This window comes from Blastochloris viridis (assembly GCF_001402875.1).
GTDB classification, from domain to species: Bacteria; Pseudomonadota; Alphaproteobacteria; order Rhizobiales; family Xanthobacteraceae; genus Blastochloris; species Blastochloris viridis.
The window spans coordinates 807,973-833,357 of sequence record NZ_CP012946.1 but is presented as its reverse complement, the minus strand read 5'-3'; the positions used below and the strand labels follow the sequence as shown (position 1 = coordinate 833,357).

Genomic DNA, 25,385 nt, shown 5'->3' with positions numbered 1-25,385 from the left:
TCGGCCGGATGCATCGCCAAGCTATGAGCTGGCATCTGCCTGGATTATGGTCGTGCTGTGCCGTCGCGACCTGCGAGTCGCGATTCCATCGACACCGTCCCCAAGGTGCCCTCATGGAGGCCATCCGCCTTCCAGATACGCTTCAGGGCGCAATCATCCTGAGTGTGATCGATTTCCTTCTGAGCTTCGTCATCATCGCCGGCATCGGCGTGGTGCTGACGTTGCTGCCGCTGATCAACCGCCTGGGCCGCAAGGACGAGGCCGCACAGGCCGAGCCGACGCCTGCCGAGCAGCATCAGGCCGAGCTGGCCGCGATCCGCGCCGCCCACGTTCCGGTGATCGCCGCCGCCGTCCATGCGGTGTTCCGCGCCGGGCATGTCGTGCGCATCGAGGGACCGCTGCAGAGTTCGAGCTGGGCCGGCCAGGGTCGCGCCCGCCTGCTCGCCCACGCCGCCGGCTCCGCCAGCCGCAGTCGGCCGGCCGAGCCGCCGTCCCGCCGCGAGCCGGACGCCAACTGACCGCGCCGGGGGCGAGTTATGATCGACCAAATCGGCATCTTTCTGAGCGCACTTTACGCGCAGACCGGCATCGCCCACTTCTGGTGGGGCAATTTGGTGATGATCCTGGTCGGTCTCACCATGATCTACCTCGCCATCGCCCGCCACTACGAGCCGTATCTGCTGATCGGCATCGGCTTTGCTTGCGCGGTGGCGAACGTGCCCGGCTCCGATCTTATCCTGGAAGGCGGCCTGTTCTGGTACGCCTATCAGGGTGTGGCGCTGCTCATCATTCCGCCGCTGATCTTCCTCGGCGTCGGCGCCATGACCGATTTCGGGCCGATGATCGCCAACCCCAAGCTGGTGATCCTTGGAGCCGGGGCGCACCTCGGCATCTTCGTGGCGCTGATCGGCGCGAAACTGCTCGGCTTCTCGCTGAACGAGGCCGGCGCCATCGGCATCATCGGCGGCGCCGACGGCCCGATGGCGATCTTCGTCACCATGAAGCTGGCACCCGACCTGTTGCCGCAGATTTCGGTCGCCGCCTATTCCTACATGGCCTTGATGCCGCTGATCCAGCCGCCGGTGATGCGGCTGCTCACCACCAAGGCCGAGCGCAACATCCAGATGGCGCAGATGCGCGAGGTGTCGCGGGCCGAACGCATCGCCTTCCCGCTGCTGATGGCGTTCATCGTCAACATGTTCTTTCCGCCGGTGGCGCCGCTCATCACCATGCTGATGCTCGGCAACCTCCTGCGCGAGACCGGCGTGGTCGACCGCCTCGCCCACACTGCCGCCGGCGGCCTGATGAACGTCATCACCATCGCGCTGACGCTGGCGATCGGCTCGACCATGACGGCCGACCGCTTCCTCACCGTTCAGACCTTGGAGATCGTCGGGCTGGGCCTCATCGCCTTCGTGTTCGGCACCGCCTCGGGCGTCGTCACCGCCAAGGCGATGAACCTGTTCCTCAAGACCAAGATCAACCCGCTGATCGGCTCGGCCGGCATTGCCTCGGTGCCGATCGCGGCCCGGGTGTCGCACATGGTCGCCTACCAGGAGAACCGCAACAACTTCTTGATCATGCACGCCATGGGGCCCAATCTTGCCGGCGTGTTCGGCACCGCCATCTCCGGCGGCATCATGCTGGCGCTGCTCGGCGTTCGTTGAACGGGGACAGCCGGGTGCACCGCGCCTTGCGGGTGCCACGATATCGCGATAAGCCGAGCCAGCGGACATGACACGCGAGCCGGAAAGCCTGATGAACATCGTCCAATCGCTGCCGATCGCCCTGTTGATGGTTTGGGCCGCTTTCGGGGTGAATCCAGCGGCGGCGCAGGCCCAGATGGAGATGCAGGCGTCCTGCAATCAGCAGGAAATTGCCTCGTTCCAGACAGAGCTCCAGAAAGCCAACGCCGACGCGCTGGCCGCCAACAAGCGACGAGCGCCGCCCGAGGAGCAGTGCAAGAATTTCCGCCGGCTGCTCGATACCCATTCGCGTTGGGTCAAGTACGTCGAGACCAACATCAACTGGTGCTTCCCGCCGCAGGCCGTCACCCACTTCAAGGCCGAGCACCAGAAGCTGAGCGAAATCCGCACCAAGATCTGCCAGGCCCGCCCAGTGGTCGGCCCCACCGGCCCGGCGCAGCCCGCGGGCAAGGGCATCGGCTCGCTCGGCGGCCCGACCGGCCTCGGCGGTGGCTCCTCGACCCCGACCAATCCCAGCACGCAAGGCTCCGGCGTGTTTTCAACCTTGGGCGGTGCATCCCGGTGACTGAGCATTCGGCGCACGACGTCCGCGTCGCCGACGCGGTTCCCGACCACTGGGCGGACCGCTACGCCCCGCTCGGCTGGCGCCCCTATTTGCGGCTGGCGCGGATCGAGCGCCCGATTGGCTGGTGGTTGCTGCTGCTGCCGTGCTGGTGGTCGGCGGCGATCGCAGCGATCGCCGGCGGCGACGCCTTTCCCAACCCCTGGCACCTCATTCTGTTCTTGGTCGGCGCGATCGTGATGCGCGGTGCCGGCTGCACCTGGAACGACATCCTCGACCGCGACATCGACCTCAAGGTCGAGCGCACCCGCCAGCGCCCGCTGGCCTGCGGCCGCGTCAGCCTCGGCGCGGCGCTGGCCTTCCTGGTGCTGCAGGGGCTGATCGGGCTCGCGGTGCTGGTGCAGTTCAACGGCTTCGCCATCGCCACCGGCATCGCCTCGCTGATCGTGGTGCTGATCTACCCCTTGATGAAGCGCGTCACGTGGTGGCCGCAGCTGTTTCTCGGCCTCGCATTTTCGTACGGCGCCCTGATGGGCTGGGCCGGGGCGTTCGGCCGGCTCGACCTTGCCCCGGTGCTGCTCTATCTCGGCTCGATCTGCTGGGTGATCGCCTACGACACCATCTACGCCCACCAGGACCGCGAGGACGACGCTTTGGTCGGCGTCAAGTCCACCGCCCGGCTGTTCGCCGACCGCACCCGCGAGGCGCTGATCGTGCTCTACGCCCTCGCGGTGGTGCTGATTGGCGCCGCGGTGGTGCTGGCCGGCGGCCATACCATCGCGCTGATCGGCCTCGCCGCCTTCGCCGCCCACCTCGCCTGGCAGGTGATCAAGCTCGACATCTCGGATTCGGCGCTGTGCCTGCGCCTGTTCAAATCGAACCGCGACGCCGGGCTGATGCTGTTTGCCGCCCTGTGCCTCGACGCCGCGGTGCAGGCGCTGGCCTGACGAGGTCAGCCCCCGGCGAGCAGCGCCAGCCGCGCCGCCATTGCGAACGCTCAACGGTCTGCGGCAGCCCGGCTCGGACGCTACGAATTGCCTCAACTCCGGGCGATGATCTCGCACTCGTCGCGGTAGACCTTGGCGGTTGCCGCCGGCCGGCCCGGCTTGCGTCGCATCAGCGCCTTGGGCCGCCGCCTGGTGTGCGGCGAGTGTCGCCGCCGCCGCGGCGAGGGCGTCGTGACCACCACCGCGCCAAGCCTGGTCATCGGCTCGCGCCAACTCCCGTCGCCATTGCCGATCAGGAGCGGGCAGCCGAGGCTCTTGGCCCAGGCTTGCCAGTCGGCGATGACGTCGTCGCAATCGTCGGCCGCCGACAGCGTCACCGACAGCGCCGGGTCGCGGTGAGCGAGCACCACCGCGATCTGGCTGTGGTCTGGGGTGACGTCGGGCTCGATTCGGACGACGACGCCGAGATAGCTCTCGATCGGCACGTTCAGCCGCATCCGCACCCCGGCCACCGCCCGCCGCACGATGACGCGGGTGCGGTCGATCTCGATTTCGCGAATACGTCCGTCGGCAGACGGATCGACCGCCGCGAAGCACGCAGGCAACGCGAAAGGATCGATCCGAGACGTGCGAGCGGCTCCGGAAGATAAACCGATGCCGCACTCAGTTTGACGCTGCATAGTACTCCCCGCCGGTTTTTATTCGTCCCGGTTTGACATGAAGACTACCGCGGCGGTTTCGCTATGCGCTTAAGAAGTTGGGTTAACTAAACCTGAGCTTGGTCCGTTCCGCAGCCATGCTTGACGCAACCTTTCCAACACCAACCCTGGCGGGTCCCGGCGGCGTTGGCGGCCGGCGCGGCGCGCGCGAGCCGCGCCCCCTCTTTCGGAAGCCGGCGCAGCTTTGCCAGAATTGCAGTTCACCTCTGGTCTGCCGCGCTGGCCCGCCCGGCGCTCGCGCAAAGCCGTTTCCACTTTGCTCGAAACGGCTTAAACCGCACTGGAAAGGACACCCATGACCGATCTCATCGACCTGTCGGCGCTTCAGGCGCGCGTTGAAACCTTGCTGGCTGCCGCCCGCCGTGCCGGCGCCGATCAGGCCGACGCCGTCGCGCTGCGCGGCGTGTCGCTGTCGGTCGAGGTGCGCGACGGCCGGGTCGAGGAGAGCGAGCGCGCCGAGGGCGATGACATCGGCCTTCGGGTGTTCGTCGGCCGCCGCCAGGCTGCGGTCTCCACCAACGACGTCGTTCGGCTCGACCCCGACCAGTTGGCCGAGCGCGCGGTGGCGATGGCGCGGGCGACGCCGGAAGACCCCCACGCCCGGCTGGCCGATCCGGCCCGGCTGGCCACGACGGTGGCCGATCTCGATCTGCTCGACCCCGTTCTGCCCGACGCAGCAGTGCTGGAGCGCCTCGCGCGCACCGCCGAGCAGGCCGGCCTCGGCGTCGCCGGCGTCGCCAAATCCAACGGCGCCTCGGCCTCCGCCGGGCTGGGCGGCTTCGTGCTGGCGACCTCGGGCGGCTTCCGCGGCGCCTATGTGTCCAGCCAGCACAGCCTGTCGATGACCGCCATCGCCGGCGAGGGCACCGCGATGGAGCAGGACTGGGAGATGAGTTCGGCGCGCCACGCCCGCGACCTCGACGCCGCCGCCGACATCGGCCGCAAGGCCGGCGAGCGCGCGGTGCGGCGGTTGAACCCGCGCAAGGTGGCCACCACCCGCGTGCCGGTGATCTTCGACCCCCGCGTCGCCGGCAGCCTGGTCGGCCACATCGCCGCCGCGGTCAACGGCGCCGCCATTGCCCGCAAGACCAGTTTCCTGCTCGGCAAGCTCGGCAGCGAAATCATGCCGCGCGGCACCCGCATCGTCGATGACCCGCTGCGGCCGCGCGGCCCGCGCTCGCGCCCGTTCGACGGCGAGGGCGTCGCCAGCGCGCCGCTGGTGCTGGTCGATGACGGCGTGCTGTCGTCGTTCCTGCTCGACAGCGCCACCGCCGACGAACTCGGCCTTGCCACCACCGGCCACGCCAAGCGTGGCACCGGCGGCCCGCCCAGCCCGGCGCCGACCAACCTCCATCTCGCCGCCGGCCCGCTGAGCCCGCGCGAGCTGATCGGCGATCTGGCGGAGGGCTTCTACGTCACCGACCTGATCGGCATGGGCGCCAGCATCGTCACCGGCGACTATTCGCGCGGCGCCTCCGGCTTCTGGATCGAGAATGGCGAGCTCACGTTTCCGGTGTCCGAGGTGACGATCGCCGGCCACCTCGCCGATATCTATCGCGCGCTGACCCCGGCGAACGACCTCGAATTCCGCTACAGCACCAACGCGCCGACCGTGCGGGTGGAGGGGCTCACCATTGCCGGACGCTGACGCTCTCGCCGATCCGGAATCCGCCTGCGCCGTTCTCGCCGCGGCCGCCACCGCCGCCGGCGACATCGCCCTTCGCTACTTCCGCGCCGACGTGCGCAGCTGGACCAAGGGCCCCGCCAAGTCGCCGGTCACCGAGGCCGACGTCGCGGTCGACGTCTTCCTTCATCAGCGTCTGCTCGAGCTGGCGCCGGCCTATGGCTGGCTGTCGGAGGAAACCCGCGATTCGACCGACCGGCTGACGCGGTCGCGGGTGTGGATCGTCGACCCCATCGACGGCACCCGCTCCTTCATCGCCGGTGGCGCCGACTGGTCGATTTCCGCCGCGCTGGTCGAGGACGGCCGCCCCATCGCCGCCGCGCTCTATGTGCCGGTCTCACAAGAGCTGTTCGTCGCGCGCCTGGGCGGCGGCGCCAGACTGAACGGCCGGCCGATCCGCGCCGGCGACCGCACCGACCCAGCCGGCGCCCGCATGGCCGGCCCCAAGCAGGGCTATCCGGCGGTGACACGGCTGATGGAGCAGGCCGGCGCGACCGAGCGGGTGCGTTCGCTGGCGCTGCGCATCGCCCGCGTCGCCGAGGGCGCGCTGGACGCCGCCTTCGCCAGCGCCGGCGGCAACGACTGGGACCTCGCCGCCGCCGCCCTCCTGGTCGGCGAGGCCGGCGGCCGGCTCACCACCCACGCCGGCGCCGGGCTGGTGTTCAACCGGCCAAAGCCCGTTCACGGCGCGCTGGTGGCATCCGGGGCGGCGCTGCACGGCCCGCTGCTGGCGCGGCTCGCCGACATCGGCGCGCCACCGACGCCACCGGGCTGACGGTCCAGGCCCGACATTTGCCCCGCAAGCAGGACGTCGGGTGTGTTGGCGATTGTGGATTGGACCTTTGCAGGCGACCCCGGCGGCCGGGGGCAAGTGTCAAATTCGTTCCAAAGGCTGCCGGGATCGGCCTTGGCTTGACCGCTATCCACAGCGACGCCCGGGCGCTGCCTTCATAAACTCGACACCGTCGCCCACTAACCCGATGATGACGTCGGCGGGATGCATGAAGCCCCGTCTCAGCGGGCGGGTGCCCGTTCACTCGTTTCTCCGCTCGATCCGGAGCACCAACCGCGGACTGACCCTGTTGTGGAAGCGTCTTGCCCGCTCGCCGACGTTCCGGCGAGCCGCCGGTGCGTTACTCGCCGGTTACCTTCGTCTGGTCTGGAACACCGGCACGCCGGTGCGGGAGCCGTCCGACATCTACGACCGGCTCGACCCGGATTTGCCGCTCATCCTGACCTTCTGGCACGGCCAGCATTTCCTTTCCCCGTTTGTGATGAAACCGGGAATGAAGGCGAAGGTGCTGGTGTCGCGCCACGCCGACGGCGACATCAACGCCATCGCCGCCGAGCGCTTCGGCGTCGGCACCATCCGCGGCTCGGGTGACCACAAGGGCCGCTTCCAGCGCAAGGGCGGGGTGTCCGCCTTCCTGGAGATGGCGCAGAGCCTGGCTGAGGGTTTCAACATCGCCGTCACCGCCGACGTGCCGAAGGTCTCGCGCAGGGCCGGCCTCGGCGTGGTGATGCTGGCGCGCACCAGCGGCCGGCCGATCTATCCCCTCGCCATCGAGTCGAGCCGCCGCATCGTGCTGCCGTCGTGGGACAGAGCCAGCGTCGACCTGCCATTTTCACGCCTTGCCTTCGTGGTTGGTGAGCCGATCCGGGTTGCCGCCGATGCCACCGACGCCGAGTTGGAACAGGCCCGCTGCCTGCTGCAGGATCGCCTCGAAACCGCGCACCAGCGCGCGGCGGAGATCGCCGGACGGGGACGACGCTGACCGATGATTGGCCCGGTGTGGAATGGCCTTGCGTTCACGGCCTATCGCGGCCTTGCGGCCGCGGTTCGGCCGTTCGTGCCGATTTACCTCGACCGCCGGGTCCGGCGCGGCAAGGAAGACCCGGAGCGCCTGAGCGAGCGCTACGGCCGCGCCTCTGCCGGCCGCCCGCCGGGGCCGCTGATCTGGGCCCATGGCGCCAGCGTCGGCGAAACGCTGTCGATCATGCCGCTGCTCGACCGCCTGACCGAGCGCGGCTTCGACCTTTTGCTCACCTCCGGCACCCTGACATCGGCCAGGCTGGCGGCGCGGCGCGCACCTGCCGGCGTCATCCACCAGTTCACGCCGCTCGACGTGCCCGCCTTCGTCAGCCGTTTCCTCAACCACTGGCAGCCGGACCTGGCCCTGTTCGCCGAATCGGAGCTGTGGCCGAACTTGATCCTTCAGACCACCGGTCGCGGCACGCCGATGATCCTGGTCAACGGCCGCATGTCGGAGGCCTCGTTCCGACGCTGGCATAACCTGAAATCGGTGCCGACGGCGCTGCTCTCGACCATCGACCTCTGCCTCGCCCAGAGCCGCGACGACGCCGAGCGGTTCGAGGCGCTGGGAACGCCGCGGGTGACCACCACCGGCAACCTGAAATTCGACACCCCGCCGCCGCCCGCCGACCCGCGGGAGTTCGCCGCGCTGTCGGCCCACCTTGCCGGCCGCACCGTGATGCTGGCGGCCTCGACCCATCGCGGCGAGGAGCAGGCGATCTTCACCGCGCACCGCGCCCTGCGCGAGGACCACCCCCAGCTCTTCACCATCGTGGTGCCGCGCCACCCCGAACGCGGCCTCGAAGTCACCGCCGTCGCCGAACAGGAGGGGCTGCAGGCGCTGATGCGCTCGCGCGGCCACCTGCCAGACGCCGGCACCGAGGTCTATGTCGCCGACACCATCGGCGAACTCGGCCTGTTCTACCGGCTGGCGCCGATCGTGTTCATGGGCGGCTCGCTGGTGAAGCACGGCGGCCAAAACCCGATCGAGCCGGCCAAGCTGGACTGCGCCGTGCTGCACGGCCCGCACGTGTTCAACTTCACCGAGGTCTACGCCGCGCTCAACCAGGCCCGCGGCGCGGCCACCGTCGCCGACATCGGCTCGCTGGCCCGCAGCCTGGCGCTGCTGCTCGACAATCCGGAAACGGCCAGGCGCATGGCGCTGGCCGCCCGCGACACCGTCGGCAAGTTTACCGGCGCGCTCGACCGCACCTTGGCGGCGCTCGACCCCTACCTCATCCAGCTCCGTCTCGGCCGGGCCTGAAATGCGCGCCCCGGCCCTGTGGTGGCGCAAGCCCGGCATCGCCGCCGCCATGCTGGGACCGGCCGCCTGGCTTTACGGCAGCATCGCCGAACGCCGGCTGGCGCACGCCGGCCAGCGCGCGGCGCGGCCGGTGGTCTGCGTCGGCAACCCCACCCTCGGCGGCGCCGGCAAGACGCCGACCGCGATCGCGCTCGCCGCGCTGCTCGCTGAGTTGGGCGATGAGCCGGTGTTCCTGTCGCGCGGTTATGGCGGGCGCATCGCCGGGCCGCGGGTCGTCGATCCCGGCCGCGACACCGCGGCAGAGGTCGGCGACGAGCCGCTGCTGCTCGCCCGCGCCGCCCCGACCGTGGTCGCCCGCGACCGCCCGGCCGGCGCCGCGCTGGCAGCAAGCCTCGGCAGCGTGGTGGTGATGGACGACGGCTTCCAGAACCCGTCGCTGATCAAGGACCTGTCGCTGCTGGTGGTCGACGCCGCGGTCGGCCTCGGCAACGGGCGGGTGTTTCCGGCCGGCCCGCTGCGGGCGCCGCTCCGGCCCCAGCTCGACCGCGCCGACGCCATGGTGCTGGTCGGCGATGGCCCGTCGATCGACGCGGCGCCCTTGCCGGTGCTGCGCGCCCGGCTCGAACCGGACGCTGCGCCCCTGGAGGGGCTCGGCCCGATCCTGGCGTTCGCGGGCATCGGGCGCCCGCAGAAATTCGCCGACACCCTGGCCGCGCTCGGCCGCCCGCCGGCGCGGTTCGTCGCCTTTCCCGATCATCACCGCTACAGCGCCGCCGACGCCTCAGCGCTGCTCGACCACGCCGCGCGCGAAAACCTCGCGCTCGTCACCACGGAAAAGGACAGGGTTCGTCTCGCCGGCGACCCGGCGCTGGAGACGCTGGCGCAGACCTGCCGGACGCTGCCGGTGCGCCTCGTCTTTGAGGATGAGCCGCGCGTCCGCGGCCTGTTGGCCGAGGCACTGCGGCGCTGACGGTTTGTCAGCGGGCGCGGTCGGGATGCAGCCGCTGCAGCACCGCGGTCGGGCTGGCATAGGCTTCCTGCAAATCGACGCTCCAGTATTTGAGCTCGTCGAGCGGGATCGGCTCGCCGGTCACCGCGCAGCGGACATATGCCCCCGGCCGGATGATGCGGAAGTCACCATCCAGGTATCTCACCTCGGCCTCACCCACCGGATTGGGCGACCTGTCGTAGCGATTGAGCACGGCATCCTCGCGACAACCGCGCCGGACGATCAGCCGGCGCCTACCGCAGACATAATGCCACGCGCCGCTCTCGCCAAGCCTTTGTCGCGGGGATCACCCCGCCGCCGGCGCTCAATCAAACAGCGAGCCTTGCCCGGACCCCGAGCGCCGCCTGGCGCCAGCCGGACGGCCGCCGCCGCCCGCCACCGCCGGAGCGCGGCCGTCGGCGAACTCGATCTCCAGCCGATCGCCCGCCTTGATCGCGGCGGCGGTGCGGACCGCGCGCCCCTCGGCGTCGCGCACCAGCGCAAAGCCGCGCGCCAGCACCGCGTGGTAGGACAAGGCGTCGAGCAGCGCCGTCCGGCCAGCCAGCCGCTCGCGCTTTGCGGCGAGCGCCCGCGCCAACGCCGGCCCGAGCCGCGCGCCCAGGGTCGCAAGCCGCTGGCGGTCATGCGCCAGCCGCTGGCGGGCGTCGCGGAGCTGCGTGGTCCGCGCCGTCGAAAGGCGCCGCGCGAACGCCTCGATGCGGTCGCGGTCGCGGCCGATCCGCCACGCCAGCGCCCGCGGCGTCAGCCGGCCGGCAACGCGGAGAAAGGCGCCCCGATGGATCTGGTTGTTGGCGGTAAGCGCTCGCGGCAGCCGGTCGGCGACGGCGTCGAGCCGCTGGCGGGGCCCGGCCAGCAGCGCCTCCGCCCGCGGCAGCGCCCGCGCCGCACCGCGCAGCAGGTCGCGGCGGCGCTGCACCAGCCGCACCAGCGCGCCGACCAGCCGGCTGCCGCGGTCGGCGACCTGGGCGAGCAGCTCGGCCCTGACCGGCACCGCCATCTCGGCCGCGCCGGTGGGCGTCGGCGCACGAACGTCGGCGGCAAAGTCGATCAAGGTGGTGTCGGTTTCGTGCCCGACCGCCGAGATCAGCGGGATGTCGCTCGCCGCCGCGGCACGCACCACGATTTCCTCGTTGAACGACCACAGATCCTCCAGCGAGCCGCCGCCGCGGGCGACGATCAGCACGTCCGGGCGCGGAATCGGGCCGCCCGCCTTGAGCGCGTTGAAGCCGGCGATAGCGGCGGCGACCTCGGCGGCCGAGGTCTCGCCTTGCACCCTGACCGGCCACACCAGCACGTGGCAGGGACAGCGGTCGGCGAGGCGATGAAGAATGTCGCGGATCACCGCGCCGGTCGGCGAGGTGACGACGCCGATCACCCGCGGCAGGAACGGCAACAGCTGCTTGCGGGCGGGGTCGAACAGACCCTCCGACGCCAGCATCGCCTTGCGCTGCTCCAGCAGCGCCATCAAGGCGCCGGCGCCGGCCGGCTCGATCGATTCGATGACGATCTGGTACTTCGAGGAGCCGGGATAGGTGGTCAGCCGGCCGGTGGCGACCACCTCCAGCCCCTCCTCCGGCTTGAAGCGCAGCCGGCCGTAGACGCCCTTCCACACCACCGCCTCGATGCGGGCGCCCTCGTCCTTGAGCGCGAAATAGGCGTGGCCGGAGGAATGGACGCCGCGGAAGCCCGACACCTCGCCGCGCACCCGCACGTAGGGGAACGTTTCCTCGACCGTGCGCTTCAGCGCAGCGGAGAGTTCCGTGACGGAGAATTCGGGCAGATTCGGGCGAGGGGCGTCGGTCATGGGATGAGTTTACACACAGGACCGCGACCGTTCACCTCGTCGCCCCGGCGGGCGTCGCGAGACACGGGGCCGTCGGCAAACCGTAACGTCACTCGATCCCGGCTCGCGCGGCTTTGCCGCTTGGCCGGGATGACGGGACACAACGACCTGCGCGCCGTCACTCCGCCGTCCCGCCCTCCTCCTCCGGCGTCTCGTCGTTCTCCACCACCGGAATGGCGTAGGCGCCGGTGAGCCAGCGGTTGAGGTCGACGTCGGCGCACCGCTTGGAGCAGAACGGTTGCCAGCGCCGCTCCGCCGGCTTGCCGCAGATCGGGCACGGCTTCGCCGACGGTGAAGCGGTGTCGGGCTTGTCCTGGTCGGAAGCCGGCTTGGTCATCGTTCCCTCGGCCGCCAAGCGTTAGAGTTTGCTCGCCCAATCGGCGTGGACCGGGTAGCCCTCGCCGCCGAGCAGCGACAGCGTCTCGTACAGCGGCAGCCCGACCACGCCGGTGTAGGAGCCGACCAGCTTGACCACGAAGGCGCCGGCCAGCCCCTGGATGGCGTAGCCGCCGGCCTTGCCGCGCCACTCGCCCGAGCTGAGATAGGCCTCGGTGTCCTCGCGCGACAGCCGCTTGAAGCGCAGCCGGGTCTCGACCAGCCGGGTGCGCACGCTGCCCGACGCCGTGACCAGCGCCACGCCGGTATAGACCCGGTGCGAGCAGCCGGACAAAAGCTTCAGGCACGCCAGCGCCTCGTCGGCCAGCTCCGCCTTGGGCAGGATGCGGCGGCCGACCGCGACCACGGTGTCGGCGGCAAGGATCAGCGCGCCCTTGAAGGCGGGGTCCAGCGCCAGCAGGTCGCGGGCCTTGGCCGCCTTCTCGCTGGCGAGGCGGGACGCCAGCGTGCGCGGCAACTCGCCGCGCTTGGGCGTCTCGTCGATTTCCGCCGGCATCAGCCGCTCCGGCCGGATGCCGGCCTGATCGAGCAGAGCCAAACGGCGCGGAGACCCCGAGGCAAGAACGAGTTTCGGCCGGCCGGACATAAGCGCACTCATCGCGGACAAGCGGACGCGCGGAAACCGCGGGTCCAGGAAACGGATTCGGATGCCTGCTTATCCGATTCCGGGCGATCAGGCGCCGCCGTTCTCCCCGCGCGGACCGGAGGCGCAAGGGCGGCGACGCGGCAACCGCGGCGAGACCGCTGCGGCGTCGGAACACGGCTTCGCGCACACCGGCGGGAAATTCAAGCGTTTCGGCCAAATCCCGGCTGGCTGCGACGTCTCATAGCGGTGGCCCTGAGAAGCGACCTTTCTCGGCCTCATGGTGAGGAGGCGGCGCCGCAGCCGTCTCGAACCGTGGGCCGCCGTCAGCGTCGCTCATCCTTCGAGACGCGGTCGTGCGAAATCAGAAAGGTTATTCCGGCACCTGAAAACGCGGCCTATTGGTCTGAATTGCCCGGCGTTCCGACAAACCTTGCGCGGATCCGTCGCACCAAAAGGTCGCGCACCTCACGGTAGACCGCGAGGCATTGGTCGCGGTTGCCGCCCAGACAGTCCGGCTCCGGGGTGGGCCAGTATTCGACGTCGACCGACAGCGTGCGGGTCAACTCCATGGCGCGGTGGTGTGCCTCCGGCGACAGCGACACCACCAAATCGAAGTTGAACCCCTCCAGTTCGTCCAGCTCCTCGAACGTCATCGGCTTGTGCTTGGACATATCGATGCCGATCTCGGCCATCACGATGTCGGCGAACGGATCGTGCTCGCCTTTGATGATGCCGGCCGAGGCGATGTAGGTCAGGCGGCGGAAATAGCGGCGCATGATCGCCGCCGCCATCGGCGAGCGGACGGTGTTCATCCGGCAGGCGAACAGAACCGATTGCGGCTGCCGGATCGCGGCCGGGGCGCTTCCGAACCGCTCGCTCCCGGTCGTCACCGACTCACCCCTTCCAGTGCAAGGCACAGATCAGCGTAAACAGCCGCCGCGCGGTGTCGAAGTCGAGTTCGACCTTGCCCTTCAGCCGCTCCGCCAACCGTTCCGAGCCCTCGTTGTGCAGCGACCGCCGCCCCATGTCGAGCGCCTCGATCTGGCTCGGCGTCTGGGTGCGGATGGCCTCGTAATAGCTGTCGCAGACCATGAAATAGTCTTTCACCACCCCCCGGAACGGCGTCAACGACAACAGGTGCGCCACCACCGGCACGCCATCGGCACGGCGGATGTCGAACACCAGGCGATTGTCCTGAATCGACAGATTGAGCTCGTAGGGGCCGCAATCATAGCCGATCGGCGTGAACTCGTTGTTGTCGAGCAGGTCGCAGATGGCGGTCGCCCGCTCGTGCTCGATGTCGGGCGAGGAACGCCCGATCGAGTCCTCGTCGATGGTGATCGCCGCCAGCCGCTGGCTGGGCGCGCGCGCGAGCGTGGTCATGCCCGATCCAGGTTGAGACGGATCGCGACCGAACGGGCGTGGGCGTCGAGTCCCTCGGCCGTTCCGAGCGCGATGGCGGCGGGGCCGAGCGCCTTGAGCGCCCCGGCGTCGCACCTGAGGAGCGAGGTCCGCTTCATGAAGTCGAGCACGCCGAGCCCGGAGGAGAACCTCGCCGAGCGCGCGGTCGGCAGCACGTGGTTGGAGCCGGCGACGTAATCGCCGATCGCCTCGGGGGTATGGTGGCCGAGGAAGATGGCGCCGGCATTGCGGATGCGCGCCGCCAGCGCCTCGGCGTCCTGGGTCGCGATCTCCAGGTGCTCGGCGGCGATACGGTCGGCCAGCGGCAGCGCCTCTTCGAGGTCGCGTACGGTGATGATGGCGCCGAAATCCCGCCACGACGCGGCGGCGACCCCGGCCCGCGACAGCGTCCCGAGCTGGCGCTCGACCGCCGCCTCCACCGCATCGGCAAGCGCGGCATCGTCGGTGATCAGGATCGACTGCGCCGAGACATCGTGCTCGGCCTGGGCCAGAAGGTCGGCGGCGATCCAGTCCGGGTTGCCGTCGCGGTCGGCGATGATCAGCACCTCGGACGGCCCGGCGATCATGTCGATGCCGACGCGGCCGAACACCAGCCGCTTGGCGCACGCGACATAGGCGTTGCCGGGGCCGACGATCTTGGCGACCGGGCGGATGGTTTGGGTGCCGTAGGCCAGCGCGGCGATGGCCTGGGCGCCGCCGACGCGGTGGACCTCGTCGACGCCGGCGAGCTTGGCCGCCGCCAGCACCAGGGGGTTGAGCACGCCGCCCGGCGCCGGCACGGTGACCACCAGGCGCGGCACGCCGGCGACCTTGGCCGGCACCGCGTTCATCAGCACCGAGGAGGGATAGGCGGCGGTGCCGCCCGGAACGTACAGTCCCGCGGCCTCGACCGCCGTCCAGCGATAGCCGAGCTCGACGCCGATATCGTCGCGCCAGCGGTCGTCCTTGGGCAGCTGGCGCTGGTGGTAGGCTTGAATGCGGTCGCGGGCGAGTTCGAGCGCCTTGAGCGTCTCCGGGTCGACGGCATTTTGCGCCGCGTCGATCTCGGCCTGCGGCACCCGGATGCCGATTTCGCCAAGATCGATGCGGTCGAACCGCCGCGAATACTCGATCAGGGCGTCGTCGCCGCGCGCCTCGACGTCGGCGAGGATCGCCTTCACCGCCGTCTCGACGTCCGCGGCCGTCTCGCGCTTGGTCAGGAGGAACGCGTCGAACCGCGCGGCGAAGTCGACTTGAGTGGTGGCAAGACGAAGAGGCATGACGTCGACTTTCTAGAACTCGAACGGCAAATTCCAACCCGGATGGCTGGCCAATCCGGGAGGCTTTAGAGCATTTTCGCCAGGAACGGGACTCACGTCTGCGAAAGAAAAAGCGGCGGGCCAAACGCTTAGAGCATCGGTCCCGCGGCTGTCAGCCCGCCCGCGCCTTGTGTGAAACAGCGCTCGCGCCGCAGGCGATTTCCTCGTGGGTCGGCAGCGCCTCGGTCGACCACACCGGGCCGAGATCCGACACCGCCGCCTCGATGCACTCGACCTCGAGCCTTATCGCCGCGTCGGCGGAGAACACCAGCGTGACGGTGCCGGACGGCGCCGCGCCGGGGGTGAAGGTGATGGCGAGCAGGTTCAGCACCCGGTCGCTGTCGCAGGGCGAGAAGCCGTGGGTGGCGGCGCGCAGCACGCGATGGATCTGCAGCCCCGACCGTCGGCGGCGATATTCGGGCCTGGCATTGTTGGCCGCCAGCCAGTCGAAGCGGTTGACCACCATGGCGAACCGCCGCTCGTGCGGCAGGTAGGCCATGTCGCCCACCGTGACGGTGGCGTCCTGCAGATGGGCCGAGATCGTCTCCAGATCGTCGGCGTCCAGGGCGGCGAGCTTCAAGAGATCAACCATCGGAACGACCCGGTTCGCATGCGCTGTCCTGAACCGCTCTCGCCGGAGGGAGAGCCGCCCCGGCGCGGTGTTCGCACTCGATATGTTGGTGCCCATGGCGGGGTTCAAGTCAGGAATGGCCGTGTCCGGCAATGATCCTACGGAGTTGTTCCGCTCAGCCGCTGACGCGCTCGATATCGGCGCCGCAGCGCGACAGCTTCTTCTCCAGCCGCTCGAAGCCGCGGTCGAGGTGGTAGACGCGATGGACGGTGGTCTCGCCCTCGGCCGCCAGCCCGCCGATCACCAGCGACACCGAGGCGCGCAGATCGGTCGCCATCACCGGCGCGCCCTTCAGCTTGTCGACCCCCTCGATGGTGGCGCGCTCGCCGTCGAGCTGGATGCGGGCGCCGAGCCGGGCCAGCTCCTGCACGTGCATGAAGCGGTTCTCGAAAATGGTCTCGGTGATGACGGAGGTGCCGCTCGCGCGGGTCATCAGCGCCATCAGCTGGGCCTGGAGGTCGGTTGGAAAAGCGGGGAACGGCGCGGTGGTGACCTCGACCGGCAGGATGGCGCCGCCGTTGCGGCGGACCCGGATGCCCTGGTCGGTGAGAATGATCTCGGCGCCGGCCGCCGCCAGCACGTCGAGCGCGGATTTCAGCAGCTCGGGCCGGGCGCCCTCCAGCAGCACGTCGCCGCCGGTCATCGCCACCGCCATGGCATACGTGCCGGTCTCGATGCGGTCGGGCAGCACGGCATGACGGGTGCCGGCAAGCTTTCCCACGCCGCGGATGGTGAGGGTCGAGGTGCCGATGCCCTCGATGCGGGCGCCCATCTTGATGAGGCAGGCGGCAACGTCGCCGATCTCCGGCTCGCGGGCGGCGTTGACGATCACGGTCTCGCCGTCCGCCAGCACCGCCGCCATCAGCGCGGTGTGGGTGGCGCCGACCGAGACCTTGGGGAACAAGATCTCGGCGCCTTTCAGCCCGCGCTTGGCCGAGGCCACCACGTCGCCGGCCTCGATGTCGATCTTTGCCCCCAGCCGCTCCAGCGCCAGGATGTGGAGATCGACCGGCCGTGTGCCGATGGCACAGCCGCCCGGCAGCGACACCCGCGCCTCGCCCATCCGGCCGAGCAGCGGGCCGATCACCCAGAACGAGGCGCGCATGCGCGACACCAGGTCGTAGGGCGCAGTGGTGTCGACGATGGTGCGCGCGGAAAGCTGCAGCGTCTGCGCCGCCTCCTCGCCCTCCCCGGCCCGCCGGCCCGGCACCATGACGTCGACGCCGTGATTGCCGAGGATGCGCTGCAGCAGGGCGACGTCGGCGAGCCGCGGCACATTGTCGAGGACCAGCGTGTCCTCGGTGAGCAGGCTGGCGATCATCAGCGGCAGCGCCGCGTTCTTGGCGCCGGAAATCGGGATGATGCCATTGAGCGGGCGGCCGCCCGTGATGCGGATACGGTCCAAAGCGGCCTCCGATGCGCCAAGAGCTAGAAACAAGAGGTAGAAAACTGCCAGCAGACGCCGGACCCGCCCCTCTAACGCGGCTCAGCCGGCGAAACAATGGCAAAGCCCGCGGCGGGGCCGGCCGGGGGCGCAAGGTGGGGCCGGCCGGGGGCGCAAGGTGTTGTGCGGTTTCCATTTGATCCGCTCGGAACATCCGCGACCCGGAGCCGCGCTCTTCTCGCCCCTTGCGGGTTGCGGCGTTCACGGATCTAAATTGCCGCATGAGTTCAATCATTAAGCCCATGCCAATCCGGCTAATGCAGACGCTTGTTATACATGGACCTAGCGGAAAGCCTGATCGAGACCACCCGATCTCCCGCGATCGGTACCAAGGAGCCAATTACGGGCGACAGCTAGTGACGGCTTGACACAAAGCCGACGTCCTAACCCAACCGGCATCGATCTCGAATATGCCGTCCGTGTTCGCGCTGGCGGTTACGATACGGGTTGCATAGCAGCGAAATTCCGGTCTAGCTTCCGCATTACACTTTTCGTCGCGCTTCAAGGACAGGCAATGGCCTCGCTTTCTATTTCAAATTTTTCCTGCATCGCATCTGCGACCTTTGAAATTGCGCCAGTCAGCATCATCATTGGCCCACAAGGATCTGGAAAGAGCGTTACAACAAAGCTTCTTTATTTCTTGAACGACATCCTTATGAACTTTCCTCAGTTTGCCGAACGCGGCGAATCCTTTGAAGACTTCAAGAGGGCGCTATCGAAGCAATTCGCCATTTGGTTTCCGGCGAGCGCCTGGGGCTGCCATAGATTTATCATAAACTATACAAACGGACCATTCACCGCCCGCGTTCTTCGTCGAAGCAAAGCTAGAAAGCTTCAGGATGAAGTGTCGTTTGCATTCTCCCCTTGGTTTGAAAAAGAGTATCGAGCCGCCGCCGAACTCTTTGAAAAATCCAATGAAAGGGAAAACCTCGATTCAGACGCTTTAATGCAAGTAAGTTTTGAAAAATCGTGGCGCCTGAGGGAAGCAATAACGAATCGAATCGCCGTTGCGTTAGAGGGTGCCTTCGTTAGCAGGCAGACCTTCATTCCTGCTGGGCGCGCATTTTTCACCAGCATAGGCCGGCTTGTGGCAGGCCTTGAGCAAGTTGGCAGCCTAGACCAAGTTACTATTAAATTTGCGCGTATATTTGCAAGTATTAGAGACCAGCACCCTTCAAGGTTTATTAGAAGGGATGGCTCTGATGATGAATACATAAACAAAAGATCTATGTATATGAACAAATTTTTTGGTGGTGAAATTAATTTTGGCCGCGAAACAGAATTCGTCGCAACCGATGATGGCCGCCGCGTTCCGTTCGCATCGCTATCGAGCGGACAGCAAGAGCTTCTACCTATGTGGTCTTTAATTGACTATTATAATCAAATGGATGGCCGTCGAATTTTGCCAAACTCACGCCGCTCAGGTGAGATTCTTTACATAGAAGAGCCGGAGGCTCATCTATTTCCATCCGCTCAAAGTCTCCTCATGGAGTTTCTAATTAGCTCTATTGCCAGAGGCAAAGTAAGCAGGAAATTGGTGATCACAACTCACAGCCCCTATATAATGAGTCAACTTAATGTGTTTTTGAAGGCTGGCCAGCTTGCTCGTCGCAAGAAGAAGAACACAGAAATAAACTCCATCGTTCCGCGCGAGTGCTGGTTAACAGACGATCAAGTTTCTGCCTATTGCATTGAAGAGGGAAAATTTCGTTACATTATGGACGAGGACGGCTTGATCGACGGGAGATACTTAGACGCGATATCAGAACAAATATCGATGGATTTTTCAAAACTCTTAAAGATAGAGAGCGAATTGTGATGAGCGCCAGATGCACCAGCAAAGTTAAGCATTCTTTGGTAAAGGTTGAAGAAAACAAGCGAAAGGTTATTTTCAGAAATAGCTCTCGCCACAATTTTGATGTGACAAAAATCGATGGCTGTCTTGTAATTTCTGGAATACGAACTGACTACCTTGTCAGCAAGGATGCAACCTCAGTGCTCGTTGAACTGAAAGGCACTGACGTTGAGCACGCGTGCGAACAGCTACTGGCAAGCGCAAAGCGGCCTGAGGTGAAGCCTCTGTTGAAGGAAACCGTGGGCTTCTTAGTGATTTGCAGCCGTTACCCCCGCTTTGACAGTTTCGTCGCCAAGGCTAAGACGAAATGCGCAAGGGAATACAAATCTGGATTTCATGTCATTTGTGATAAACGTGAGCTAGACATAGAAAAGGCAGCCGCAATTGATGGCCCCTATTGAGACCCACGCGGGCCGCCAGCTAATCTATTGGCATTTGATGAATAAATCAGATCCCTGAATGATGCAGCGCCTTGCGGGAGAGGGGAAGAAGAAGGCTCGGCCGGCGCGTCCATCACGACGTTGCCCCGTTTGGCGGATCAAGGCATGGTGCGCGGCCTCGCGCTTCGGATTGGAATGATTATGCCTCAGTATCGCTCCCGGACCTCAACCCACGGCCGCAACATGGCGGGCGCCCGCGGCTTGTGGCGCGCCACCGGCATGAAGGACTCCGACTTCGGCAAGCCGATCATCGCTGTCGTGAACTCCTTCACCCAGTTCGTGCCGGGCCACGTCCACCTGAAGGACATCGGCCAGCTGGTGGCCCGCGAGATCGAGGCAGCCGGCGGCATCGCCAAGGAATTCAACACCATCGCCATCGACGACGGCATCGCCATGGGCCACGACGGCATGCTCTACAGCCTGCCCTCGCGCGACCTGATCGCCGACAGCGTCGAGTACATGGTGAATGCGCACTGCGCCGACGCCATGGTGTGCATCTCCAACTGCGACAAGATCACCCCCGGCATGCTGATGGCCGCGATGCGGCTCAACATCCCGGCGGTGTTCGTGTCCGGCGGGCCGATGGAGGCCGGCAAGGTGACGCTGGCCGGCAAGGCCCACAAGGTCGATCTGATCGACGCCATGATCGCCGCCGGCGACGACAAGGTGTCGGACGCCGACGTCGCGGCCATCGAGCGCTCGGCCTGCCCGACCTGCGGCTCGTGCTCGGGCATGTTTACCGCCAATTCGATGAACTGCCTCACCGAGGCGCTCGGCCTGTCGCTGCCCGGCAACGGCACGGTGGTGGCAACCCACGCCGACCGCCGGCGGCTGTTCGTCGAGGCCGGCCACCTGATCGTCGATCTCGCCCGCCGCTACTACGAGCAGGACGACGCCTCGGTGCTGCCGCGCGCCATCGCGACGTTCGAGGCGTTCGAGAACGCCATGACGCTCGACATCGCCATGGGCGGCTCGACCAACACCGTGCTACACCTGCTCGCCACCGCGTCTGAGGCCGGCGTCGACTTCACCATGACCGACATCGACCGGCTGTCGCGCCGGGTGCCGGTGCTGTGCAAGGTGGCGCCCTCGGTGGCCGACGTCCATGTCGAGGACGTCCACCACGCCGGCGGCATCATGGCCATCCTCGGCGAGCTCGACCGCGCCGGCCTGATCAACACCTCGACCCGCGTCGTCCACGCCGAATCCCTTGCCGCCGCGCTCGACCGCTGGGATGTCGCGCGCTCGAACAGCGAGGCGGTGCACACCTTCTATCGCGCCGCGCCGGGCGGAGTGCCGAGCCAGGTCGCCTTCAGCCAGGAGGCGCGGTTCGGCGCCGTCGACACCGACCGCGCCAACGGCGTGATCCGCGACCTCGAGCACGCCTTCTCCAAGGATGGCGGCCTCGCCGTGCTCGCCGGCAACCTCGCGAGCGACGGCTGCATCGTCAAGACCGCCGGCGTCGACGCCTCGATCCTCACCTTCGCCGGCCCGGCGAAAGTGTTCGAGAGCCAGGACGACGCGGTGACCGGCATCCTGGGCGGCAAGGTCGAGGCCGGCGACGTGGTGGTGATCCGCTACGAGGGTCCGCGCGGCGGCCCCGGCATGCAGGAGATGCTGTACCCGACCAGCTACATCAAGTCGAAGGGCCTCGGCAAAGCTTGCGCCCTGATCACCGACGGCCGCTTCTCCGGCGGCACCTCGGGCCTCTCCATCGGCCACGTCTCGCCGGAAGCCGCCGAAGGCGGGCTGATCGCGCTGGTCGAGGACGGCGACACGATCGAGATCGACATTCCCGCGCGCTCGATCCGCCTCGCCGTGCCTGAGGCCGAGCTCGCACGCCGCCGCGCCGCCATGGACGCGCGCGGCGACAAGGCCTGGCAGCCCAGCGCGCGCAGCCGGGTGGTCTCGGCGGCGCTGCAGGCCTATGCGGCGATGACCACCAGCGCCGCCCGCGGCGCGGTGCGCGACCTGAAGGCGCTCAAGCGCTGAGCGCGCGGCACGACAACGACGAAAATCTGCGAGTTTCAACGGCCCCAGGCGTCAGCATCGGGGGCCGTTGGAGTCACGCGTCGGCGTCCTCCTCAGCAGGATAAACACCTTCGAGAACCCGCTCGAAATGGGCGCGAACCGCGTCGTTGCAGCCGCAGGTCAGGCCGCGCAGCACCTCGGCATCGCTGATCCGGAGCCTGCCGCGGCTGGTGGCGAGCGCGCCTTGCGCCTTCAGCGTCTGAACCACCCGGCTGATGTAGCTGCGGCCGACGCCGAGCATGGCGGCGAACTGCTCCTGCGTCAGCGGCACCTCGCTCTCGCCGGTATGGTCCAACGCCGCCAGCAGCCACTTGGCGGCCCGCTGCTCGATGGTGTGGGCGGCATTGCAGGCCACCGACTGGAACACCTGCGCCAGCAGGCAATCGGCGTAGCGCGCGAACAAATGCCGCAGCGCGAGCGAAGCGAGCTTTGCGCGCTCCAGGTGAGCCGCCTCGATGCGCAGAAACGGCCCGCCCACCACCACCACGGTGCGGGAAAACGCCGACAATTGCCCCTGGCTGACGATGCCCCCGACCGCCCCCTCCCGGCCGACCGTCACAATCTCGACCGCACGGCCGTCTTGCAGTGGCACCACGAAGCTGACTAGGCTGGGGCCACAGGGAAAATACACAAAGCGGACGCGGTCGCCCGGCTCGTACAGCACCGTCTGCGCCCGCAGCACCTGTTCCTGGGCCAGCGGCCCCAGCAAGGCGGCGTCGTTCGACCGCAACGCGGCCAACAGATTGTTGCCGCGGATTGCCAACCCATCGCCGGCCCGGTCGGATGTCTGTTTGCTCACGGAGTCTGCAGCCAAGTTCGAAACGGAGCGGAAGAGGCGGAATAATGCAAGGACCGATCGAACGTTCACAAGTGGGCAGACGGTTTTCCCGCGTCTGTCTACAACAGAACATATCTTTCAAGATTCCGATTTGCAGGTGACACATGAGTGAGGCTCCGATCCTCCGCCAAGGGATAGCCGCCCCGGGCCGCGAGTCTCGAAATCCTGCGCCGAACGGAACGCTGCCCGAGCAGGTTACAGCGGGCGCCCGCCTCCGGGCCCTGGCCGAGACCGGCCTGCTTGATTCGGAAACCGAGGAGCGGTTCGACCGCATCACCCGCATGGTGGCGCGCACGCTGGGCGTGCCGATCGCGCTGTTCTCGCTGGTCGACGACCACCGCCAGTTCTTCAAGAGCGCGTTCGGCCTGGCCGAGCCGTGGGCCAGCCGGCGCGGCACCCCCCTCAGCCACGCCTTTTGCCAGCACGTCGTCGCCCGCGACGCGCCGTTCAGCGTCGAGGATGTCGATACCCACGAGGTGGTGGCCGCCAACCCGGCGATGCGCGAACTCGGCATCGCCGCCTATCTCGGCGTCCCGGTTCGCGATCGCGACGGCCAGGTGCTGGGCGCGCTGTGCGCCGTCGACATCGAGCCCCACCCCTGGAGCGATGAGGCGGTGGCGGTGCTGGCGGATTTCGCCGCGCTGGTCGAAGGCGAGATCGACCTGCGCGCCGAGGTGACACGCCGCCGCGAGGCCGAGGAGATGCTGCACCTCGCCGCCGCCGCCACCGGCCTCGGCCTGTGGTGGCTGAACGGCGCGGACGGCGATCTCACCTGCACCGCGGCCTGCCGCACCATGGTCGGCCTCGACGGCGAGGGCGTGATCCCGACCGCGGTGTGGCGCGGCCATATCCACCCGGACGACCGCGACGAGGCCGCGCGCAAGGTGCGCGCCGCGTTCGACCCCGCCGGCGACGGCCGCCTTCAGCACGAATACCGCATGCTGAAGCCGGACGGCGAGGTGGTGTGGATCTCTTCGATCGGCCGAATCGACGGCCAGCCCAACGTTGGGAGCCGCACGCCCCGCCTGGTCGGCACCGTTCAGGACATCACCCAGCGCAAGCGGACCGAGGAGATGCTGGCCCACAACGAGCGGCGCTGGCGCGAAATCCTCAACACCATGCCGCAGATGGTGTGGTCGGCGCAGCCCGACGGCCGCTACGACTTCTTCAACGACCGCTGGTACGAGTTCACCGGCTTTCCGCGCGGCATGGTCGACGGCGAGATGCGGCGCGCGGTGCTGCACCCCGACGACGCCGAACGCGGCTGGTCGTGCTGGCAGCACGCGCTGGCCACCGGCGAGCCCTACGACATCGAGTATCGCCTGCGCCGCTTCGACGGCGAGTACCGCTGGACGCTCGGCCGTGCGCTGCCGCTGCGCAACGAGGCCGGCGAGATCGAACGCTGGCTCGGCACCTCGACCGACATCCACGACCGCAAGATGGCCGAGGAGCAGCGCGAGCTGATCTCGCGCGAGCTGTCGCACCGCATCAAGAACATCTTCGCGGTGGTCAACTCGCTGGTGACGCTGTCGGCGCGGGTCGACCCCCAGGCCCGGCCATTCGCCGATGCGGTGCGCGCCCGCATCGAGGCGCTGGCCCAGGCCCACGACTACGTCCGCCCGCCGCGCGGCGCCGCCGGCCAGCCCGGCCGGCAGAGCGTGCTCGGCCTGCTGGAAACGCTGCTGGTGGCCTATCGCGAGAACGGCCGCAGCCACATCACCCTGTCCGGCCACGACGTCTCGACCGGCGTCCACGCCGCCACCGCGCTGGCGCTGCTCGTCCACGAACTCGCCACCAACGCCGTCAAGTACGGCGCGCTGTCGACGCCGGACGGCACCGTGACGCTGACCTGCACCGACACCGCCGACAGCTATAACATCGTCTGGCAGGAGCGCGGCGGCCCGCCGGTCGAGGGCCCACCGACCCGCAAGGGCTTCGGCACCCTGATGTCGGAACGCGCCGCCGCCGCCCAGCTCGGCGCCGACATCACCCACGCCTGGGCGCGCGAGGGCCTGACGGTCGAGATCACCGTGCCCCACGGCCGGCTGGAGCATTGAGGGCTCAGCCGGGCAACAGCCACGCCGGCGGGATGCGCTGACGCTCTTGCGCCTTACGGAATCTCGTGACGGCGCAGCAGAAAGATGTCCATGATCCAGCCCTTGGCGGCGCGGCGGTCGCGGCGAAGGCGCAGGATGTCCTCCACCACATCGCTCGCCGGCCCGGCGATCAGCACCTCGTCCGCCGTGCCGAGATAGGCGCCCCAATAGATGTCGAACTCATCGCGCGGGAAACCGGCGAGGCCCTGGCCGTCGTCGAGCATGACGACGATGGTGTCGGCCTCGGTCGGCACCGCCTCCGCCAGCCGGCGACCGGTGGTGACGTGGACCGCCCCGCCGATGCTGTTGAGCGGAATGCGGTGCGCCGCCGCCAGCGCCTGCACCGCGCTGATGCCGGGAATCACGCGATAACGAAAGGCAACGACGCCGCGCGCCAAAACCTGGTCGAGGATGCGGATGGTGCTGTCGTAGAGCGCCGGGTCGCCCCACACCAGGAAGGCGCCGGTCTCGCCGTCCTTGAGCTCATCGGTGATCGCCGTCTCATAGGCCACCGCCCGCTCATGGTGCCAAGTCTCGACCGCAGCAAGGTAATCGGCCGGAGCACGGTCGCGCTTGGGGTCGGGGATGCTCGCCACCCGGTAGCGCGGCGCCGTGATGAAGCGGGCGCAGATCTCCTCGCGCAGCCGGATCAGGTCCGAGGTGCGCGCGCCCTTATCGACCACAAAGAACACGTCGGCGGCATTGAGCGCGTCGATCGCCTCCACCGTGAGTTGGGCGGGATTGCCGGCGCCGATGCCGATGAGCAGGATGGTTTTCATGCGGGTTCCGTTTAAGTGCAGG

General features: G+C 68.0%; 25 protein-coding genes. 13 read left to right on the top strand and 12 right to left on the bottom strand.

The window, feature by feature from the left end; genetic code table 11:
- The first annotated feature begins 164 nt into the window (after positions 1-164).
- The 4 genes from BVIR_RS03705 (at position 165) to ubiA (ending at position 3,215) form a co-directional block, all read left to right on the top strand.
- A complete protein-coding gene (locus BVIR_RS03705; RefSeq protein ID WP_169788560.1) occupies positions 165-518 on the top strand; it encodes an OadG family protein in 354 nt (117 codons plus the stop codon).
- An 18-nt stretch (positions 519-536) separates the two neighbouring features.
- Positions 537-1,667 (top strand): sodium ion-translocating decarboxylase subunit beta, encoded by a 1,131-nt coding sequence (locus BVIR_RS03700; RefSeq protein ID WP_055036486.1) that lies wholly within the window; start codon positions 537-539, stop codon positions 1,665-1,667.
- Between the two features lie 67 nt (positions 1,668-1,734).
- The gene (locus BVIR_RS03695) at positions 1,735-2,271 is read left to right on the top strand and encodes a hypothetical protein (protein ID WP_055036485.1); all 537 of its coding nucleotides are present in this window, start codon (positions 1,735-1,737) and stop codon (positions 2,269-2,271) included.
- Positions 2,268-3,215, top strand: a complete 948-nt coding sequence (gene ubiA / locus BVIR_RS03690; RefSeq protein ID WP_055036484.1) for a 4-hydroxybenzoate octaprenyltransferase — start codon at positions 2,268-2,270, stop codon at positions 3,213-3,215. The genes BVIR_RS03695 and ubiA overlap by 4 nt, the downstream gene beginning before the upstream one ends.
- Positions 3,216-3,307: 92 nt before the next feature.
- On the opposite strand, the gene BVIR_RS03685 is transcribed toward ubiA, so the two are convergent.
- Entirely contained in the window at positions 3,308-3,895 is a 588-nt protein-coding gene (locus BVIR_RS03685) for a DUF6101 family protein (RefSeq protein WP_257720206.1), read from the bottom strand.
- 334 nt (positions 3,896-4,229) lie between these two features.
- Here BVIR_RS03685 and BVIR_RS03680 point away from each other — a divergent pair, with 334 nt between their 5' ends.
- From BVIR_RS03680 to lpxK, 5 genes are all read left to right on the top strand, one after another.
- Positions 4,230-5,582, top strand: a complete 1,353-nt coding sequence (locus BVIR_RS03680; RefSeq protein ID WP_055036482.1) for a TldD/PmbA family protein — start codon at positions 4,230-4,232, stop codon at positions 5,580-5,582.
- Positions 5,569-6,393, top strand: coding sequence for a 3'(2'),5'-bisphosphate nucleotidase CysQ (locus BVIR_RS03675; protein WP_055036481.1), 825 nt, complete (start codon positions 5,569-5,571; stop codon positions 6,391-6,393). Before BVIR_RS03680 ends, BVIR_RS03675 begins: the two co-directional genes overlap by 14 nt.
- A 226-nt stretch (positions 6,394-6,619) precedes the next feature.
- Positions 6,620-7,393 carry a lysophospholipid acyltransferase family protein gene (locus BVIR_RS03670; protein ID WP_082416641.1) on the top strand — a complete coding sequence of 258 codons (774 nt, stop codon included), beginning with the start codon at positions 6,620-6,622 and terminating at the stop codon, positions 7,391-7,393.
- 3 nt (positions 7,394-7,396) lie between these two features.
- Positions 7,397-8,695, top strand: coding sequence for a 3-deoxy-D-manno-octulosonic acid transferase (locus BVIR_RS03665; RefSeq protein WP_055036480.1), 1,299 nt, complete (start codon positions 7,397-7,399; stop codon positions 8,693-8,695).
- 1 nt (position 8,696) lies between these two features.
- On the top strand, positions 8,697-9,665 hold the full coding sequence (gene lpxK / locus BVIR_RS03660) for a tetraacyldisaccharide 4'-kinase (protein WP_055036479.1): 969 nt from the start codon (positions 8,697-8,699) through the stop codon (positions 9,663-9,665).
- Between the two features lie 7 nt (positions 9,666-9,672).
- On the opposite strand, the gene BVIR_RS03655 is transcribed toward lpxK, so the two are convergent.
- The 9 genes from BVIR_RS03655 to murA form a co-directional block, all read right to left on the bottom strand.
- A complete protein-coding gene (locus tag BVIR_RS03655) occupies positions 9,673-9,897 on the bottom strand; it encodes a DUF2093 domain-containing protein (protein WP_055036478.1) in 225 nt (74 codons plus the stop codon).
- 111 nt (positions 9,898-10,008) lie between these two features.
- A complete protein-coding gene (xseA, locus tag BVIR_RS03650; protein WP_055036477.1) occupies positions 10,009-11,508 on the bottom strand; it encodes an exodeoxyribonuclease VII large subunit in 1,500 nt (499 codons plus the stop codon).
- A gap of 157 nt (positions 11,509-11,665) precedes the next feature.
- On the bottom strand, positions 11,666-11,884 hold the full coding sequence (gene yacG / locus BVIR_RS03645; RefSeq protein ID WP_055038657.1) for a DNA gyrase inhibitor YacG: 219 nt from the start codon (positions 11,882-11,884) through the stop codon (positions 11,666-11,668).
- A gap of 21 nt (positions 11,885-11,905) precedes the next feature.
- Complete coding sequence (locus BVIR_RS03640) at positions 11,906-12,529, bottom strand: Maf-like protein (protein ID WP_055036476.1); 624 nt, start codon at positions 12,527-12,529, stop codon at positions 11,906-11,908.
- A gap of 395 nt (positions 12,530-12,924) precedes the next feature.
- Positions 12,925-13,419 carry an arsenate-mycothiol transferase ArsC gene (locus tag BVIR_RS03630; RefSeq protein ID WP_257720205.1) on the bottom strand — a complete coding sequence of 165 codons (495 nt, stop codon included), beginning with the start codon at positions 13,417-13,419 and terminating at the stop codon, positions 12,925-12,927.
- 4 nt (positions 13,420-13,423) lie between these two features.
- A complete protein-coding gene (locus tag BVIR_RS03625; RefSeq protein WP_055036474.1) occupies positions 13,424-13,912 on the bottom strand; it encodes a UPF0262 family protein in 489 nt (162 codons plus the stop codon).
- On the bottom strand, positions 13,909-15,210 hold the full coding sequence (gene hisD / locus BVIR_RS03620; protein WP_055036473.1) for a histidinol dehydrogenase: 1,302 nt from the start codon (positions 15,208-15,210) through the stop codon (positions 13,909-13,911). The genes BVIR_RS03625 and hisD overlap by 4 nt, the downstream gene beginning before the upstream one ends.
- 151 nt (positions 15,211-15,361) lie before the next feature.
- The gene (locus BVIR_RS03615) at positions 15,362-15,841 is read right to left on the bottom strand and encodes a DUF2948 family protein (RefSeq protein WP_055036472.1); all 480 of its coding nucleotides are present in this window, start codon (positions 15,839-15,841) and stop codon (positions 15,362-15,364) included.
- A 154-nt stretch (positions 15,842-15,995) separates the two neighbouring features.
- Positions 15,996-17,285: a UDP-N-acetylglucosamine 1-carboxyvinyltransferase gene (murA, locus tag BVIR_RS03610; RefSeq protein ID WP_055036471.1), complete on the bottom strand. Its 1,290-nt coding sequence runs from the start codon at positions 17,283-17,285 to the stop codon at positions 15,996-15,998.
- Between the two features lie 553 nt (positions 17,286-17,838).
- Here murA and BVIR_RS16240 point away from each other — a divergent pair.
- From BVIR_RS16240 to ilvD, 3 genes are all read left to right on the top strand, one after another.
- Positions 17,839-19,143, top strand: coding sequence for an AAA family ATPase (locus tag BVIR_RS16240; protein WP_082416639.1), 1,305 nt, complete (start codon positions 17,839-17,841; stop codon positions 19,141-19,143).
- A complete protein-coding gene (locus tag BVIR_RS16635; RefSeq protein WP_145911875.1) occupies positions 19,143-19,580 on the top strand; it encodes a hypothetical protein in 438 nt (145 codons plus the stop codon). The genes BVIR_RS16240 and BVIR_RS16635 overlap by 1 nt, the downstream gene beginning before the upstream one ends.
- Before the next feature lie 180 nt (positions 19,581-19,760).
- Positions 19,761-21,611 carry a dihydroxy-acid dehydratase gene (ilvD, locus tag BVIR_RS03605; RefSeq protein WP_055038655.1) on the top strand — a complete coding sequence of 617 codons (1,851 nt, stop codon included), beginning with the start codon at positions 19,761-19,763 and terminating at the stop codon, positions 21,609-21,611.
- Positions 21,612-21,684: 73 nt separating this feature from the next.
- Here ilvD and BVIR_RS03600 read toward each other — a convergent pair whose 3' ends face one another.
- Positions 21,685-22,449, bottom strand: coding sequence for a Crp/Fnr family transcriptional regulator (locus BVIR_RS03600; RefSeq protein WP_055036470.1), 765 nt, complete (start codon positions 22,447-22,449; stop codon positions 21,685-21,687).
- Positions 22,450-22,592: 143 nt separating this feature from the next.
- Between BVIR_RS03600 and BVIR_RS03595 the strand changes: the two genes are divergently transcribed.
- On the top strand, positions 22,593-24,545 hold the full coding sequence (locus tag BVIR_RS03595) for a PAS domain-containing protein (RefSeq protein WP_055036469.1): 1,953 nt from the start codon (positions 22,593-22,595) through the stop codon (positions 24,543-24,545).
- A 53-nt stretch (positions 24,546-24,598) separates the two neighbouring features.
- Here the strand turns inward: BVIR_RS03595 and cobF are convergent, their stop codons facing one another.
- On the bottom strand, positions 24,599-25,363 hold the full coding sequence (cobF, locus tag BVIR_RS03590; RefSeq protein ID WP_055036468.1) for a precorrin-6A synthase (deacetylating): 765 nt from the start codon (positions 25,361-25,363) through the stop codon (positions 24,599-24,601).
- Positions 25,364-25,385 lie beyond the last annotated feature (22 nt).

Bases quoted from the DNA above. Each gene is read 5' to 3' on its own strand.
- BVIR_RS03700 (WP_055036486.1), top strand. From the start codon at position 537: ATGATCGACCAAATCGGCATCTTTCTGAGCGCACTTTACGCGCAGACC.
- BVIR_RS03695 (WP_055036485.1), top strand. From the start codon at position 1,735: ATGACACGCGAGCCGGAAAGCCTGATGAACATCGTCCAATCGCTGCCG.
- BVIR_RS03685 (WP_257720206.1), bottom strand. From the start codon at position 3,895: ATGCAGCGTCAAACTGAGTGCGGCATCGGTTTATCTTCCGGAGCCGCT.
- BVIR_RS03680 (WP_055036482.1), top strand. From the start codon at position 4,230: ATGACCGATCTCATCGACCTGTCGGCGCTTCAGGCGCGCGTTGAAACC.
- BVIR_RS03670 (WP_082416641.1), top strand. From the start codon at position 6,620: ATGAAGCCCCGTCTCAGCGGGCGGGTGCCCGTTCACTCGTTTCTCCGC.
- BVIR_RS03665 (WP_055036480.1), top strand. From the start codon at position 7,397: ATGATTGGCCCGGTGTGGAATGGCCTTGCGTTCACGGCCTATCGCGGC.
- lpxK (WP_055036479.1), top strand. From the start codon at position 8,697: ATGCGCGCCCCGGCCCTGTGGTGGCGCAAGCCCGGCATCGCCGCCGCC.
- xseA (WP_055036477.1), bottom strand. From the start codon at position 11,508: ATGACCGACGCCCCTCGCCCGAATCTGCCCGAATTCTCCGTCACGGAA.
- yacG (WP_055038657.1), bottom strand. From the start codon at position 11,884: ATGACCAAGCCGGCTTCCGACCAGGACAAGCCCGACACCGCTTCACCG.
- BVIR_RS03640 (WP_055036476.1), bottom strand. From the start codon at position 12,529: ATGTCCGGCCGGCCGAAACTCGTTCTTGCCTCGGGGTCTCCGCGCCGT.
- BVIR_RS03625 (WP_055036474.1), bottom strand. From the start codon at position 13,912: ATGACCACGCTCGCGCGCGCGCCCAGCCAGCGGCTGGCGGCGATCACC.
- hisD (WP_055036473.1), bottom strand. From the start codon at position 15,210: ATGCCTCTTCGTCTTGCCACCACTCAAGTCGACTTCGCCGCGCGGTTC.
- BVIR_RS03615 (WP_055036472.1), bottom strand. From the start codon at position 15,841: ATGGTTGATCTCTTGAAGCTCGCCGCCCTGGACGCCGACGATCTGGAG.
- BVIR_RS16240 (WP_082416639.1), top strand. From the start codon at position 17,839: ATGGCCTCGCTTTCTATTTCAAATTTTTCCTGCATCGCATCTGCGACC.
- BVIR_RS16635 (WP_145911875.1), top strand. From the start codon at position 19,143: ATGAGCGCCAGATGCACCAGCAAAGTTAAGCATTCTTTGGTAAAGGTT.
- ilvD (WP_055038655.1), top strand. From the start codon at position 19,761: ATGCCTCAGTATCGCTCCCGGACCTCAACCCACGGCCGCAACATGGCG.
- BVIR_RS03595 (WP_055036469.1), top strand. From the start codon at position 22,593: ATGAGTGAGGCTCCGATCCTCCGCCAAGGGATAGCCGCCCCGGGCCGC.
- cobF (WP_055036468.1), bottom strand. From the start codon at position 25,363: ATGAAAACCATCCTGCTCATCGGCATCGGCGCCGGCAATCCCGCCCAA.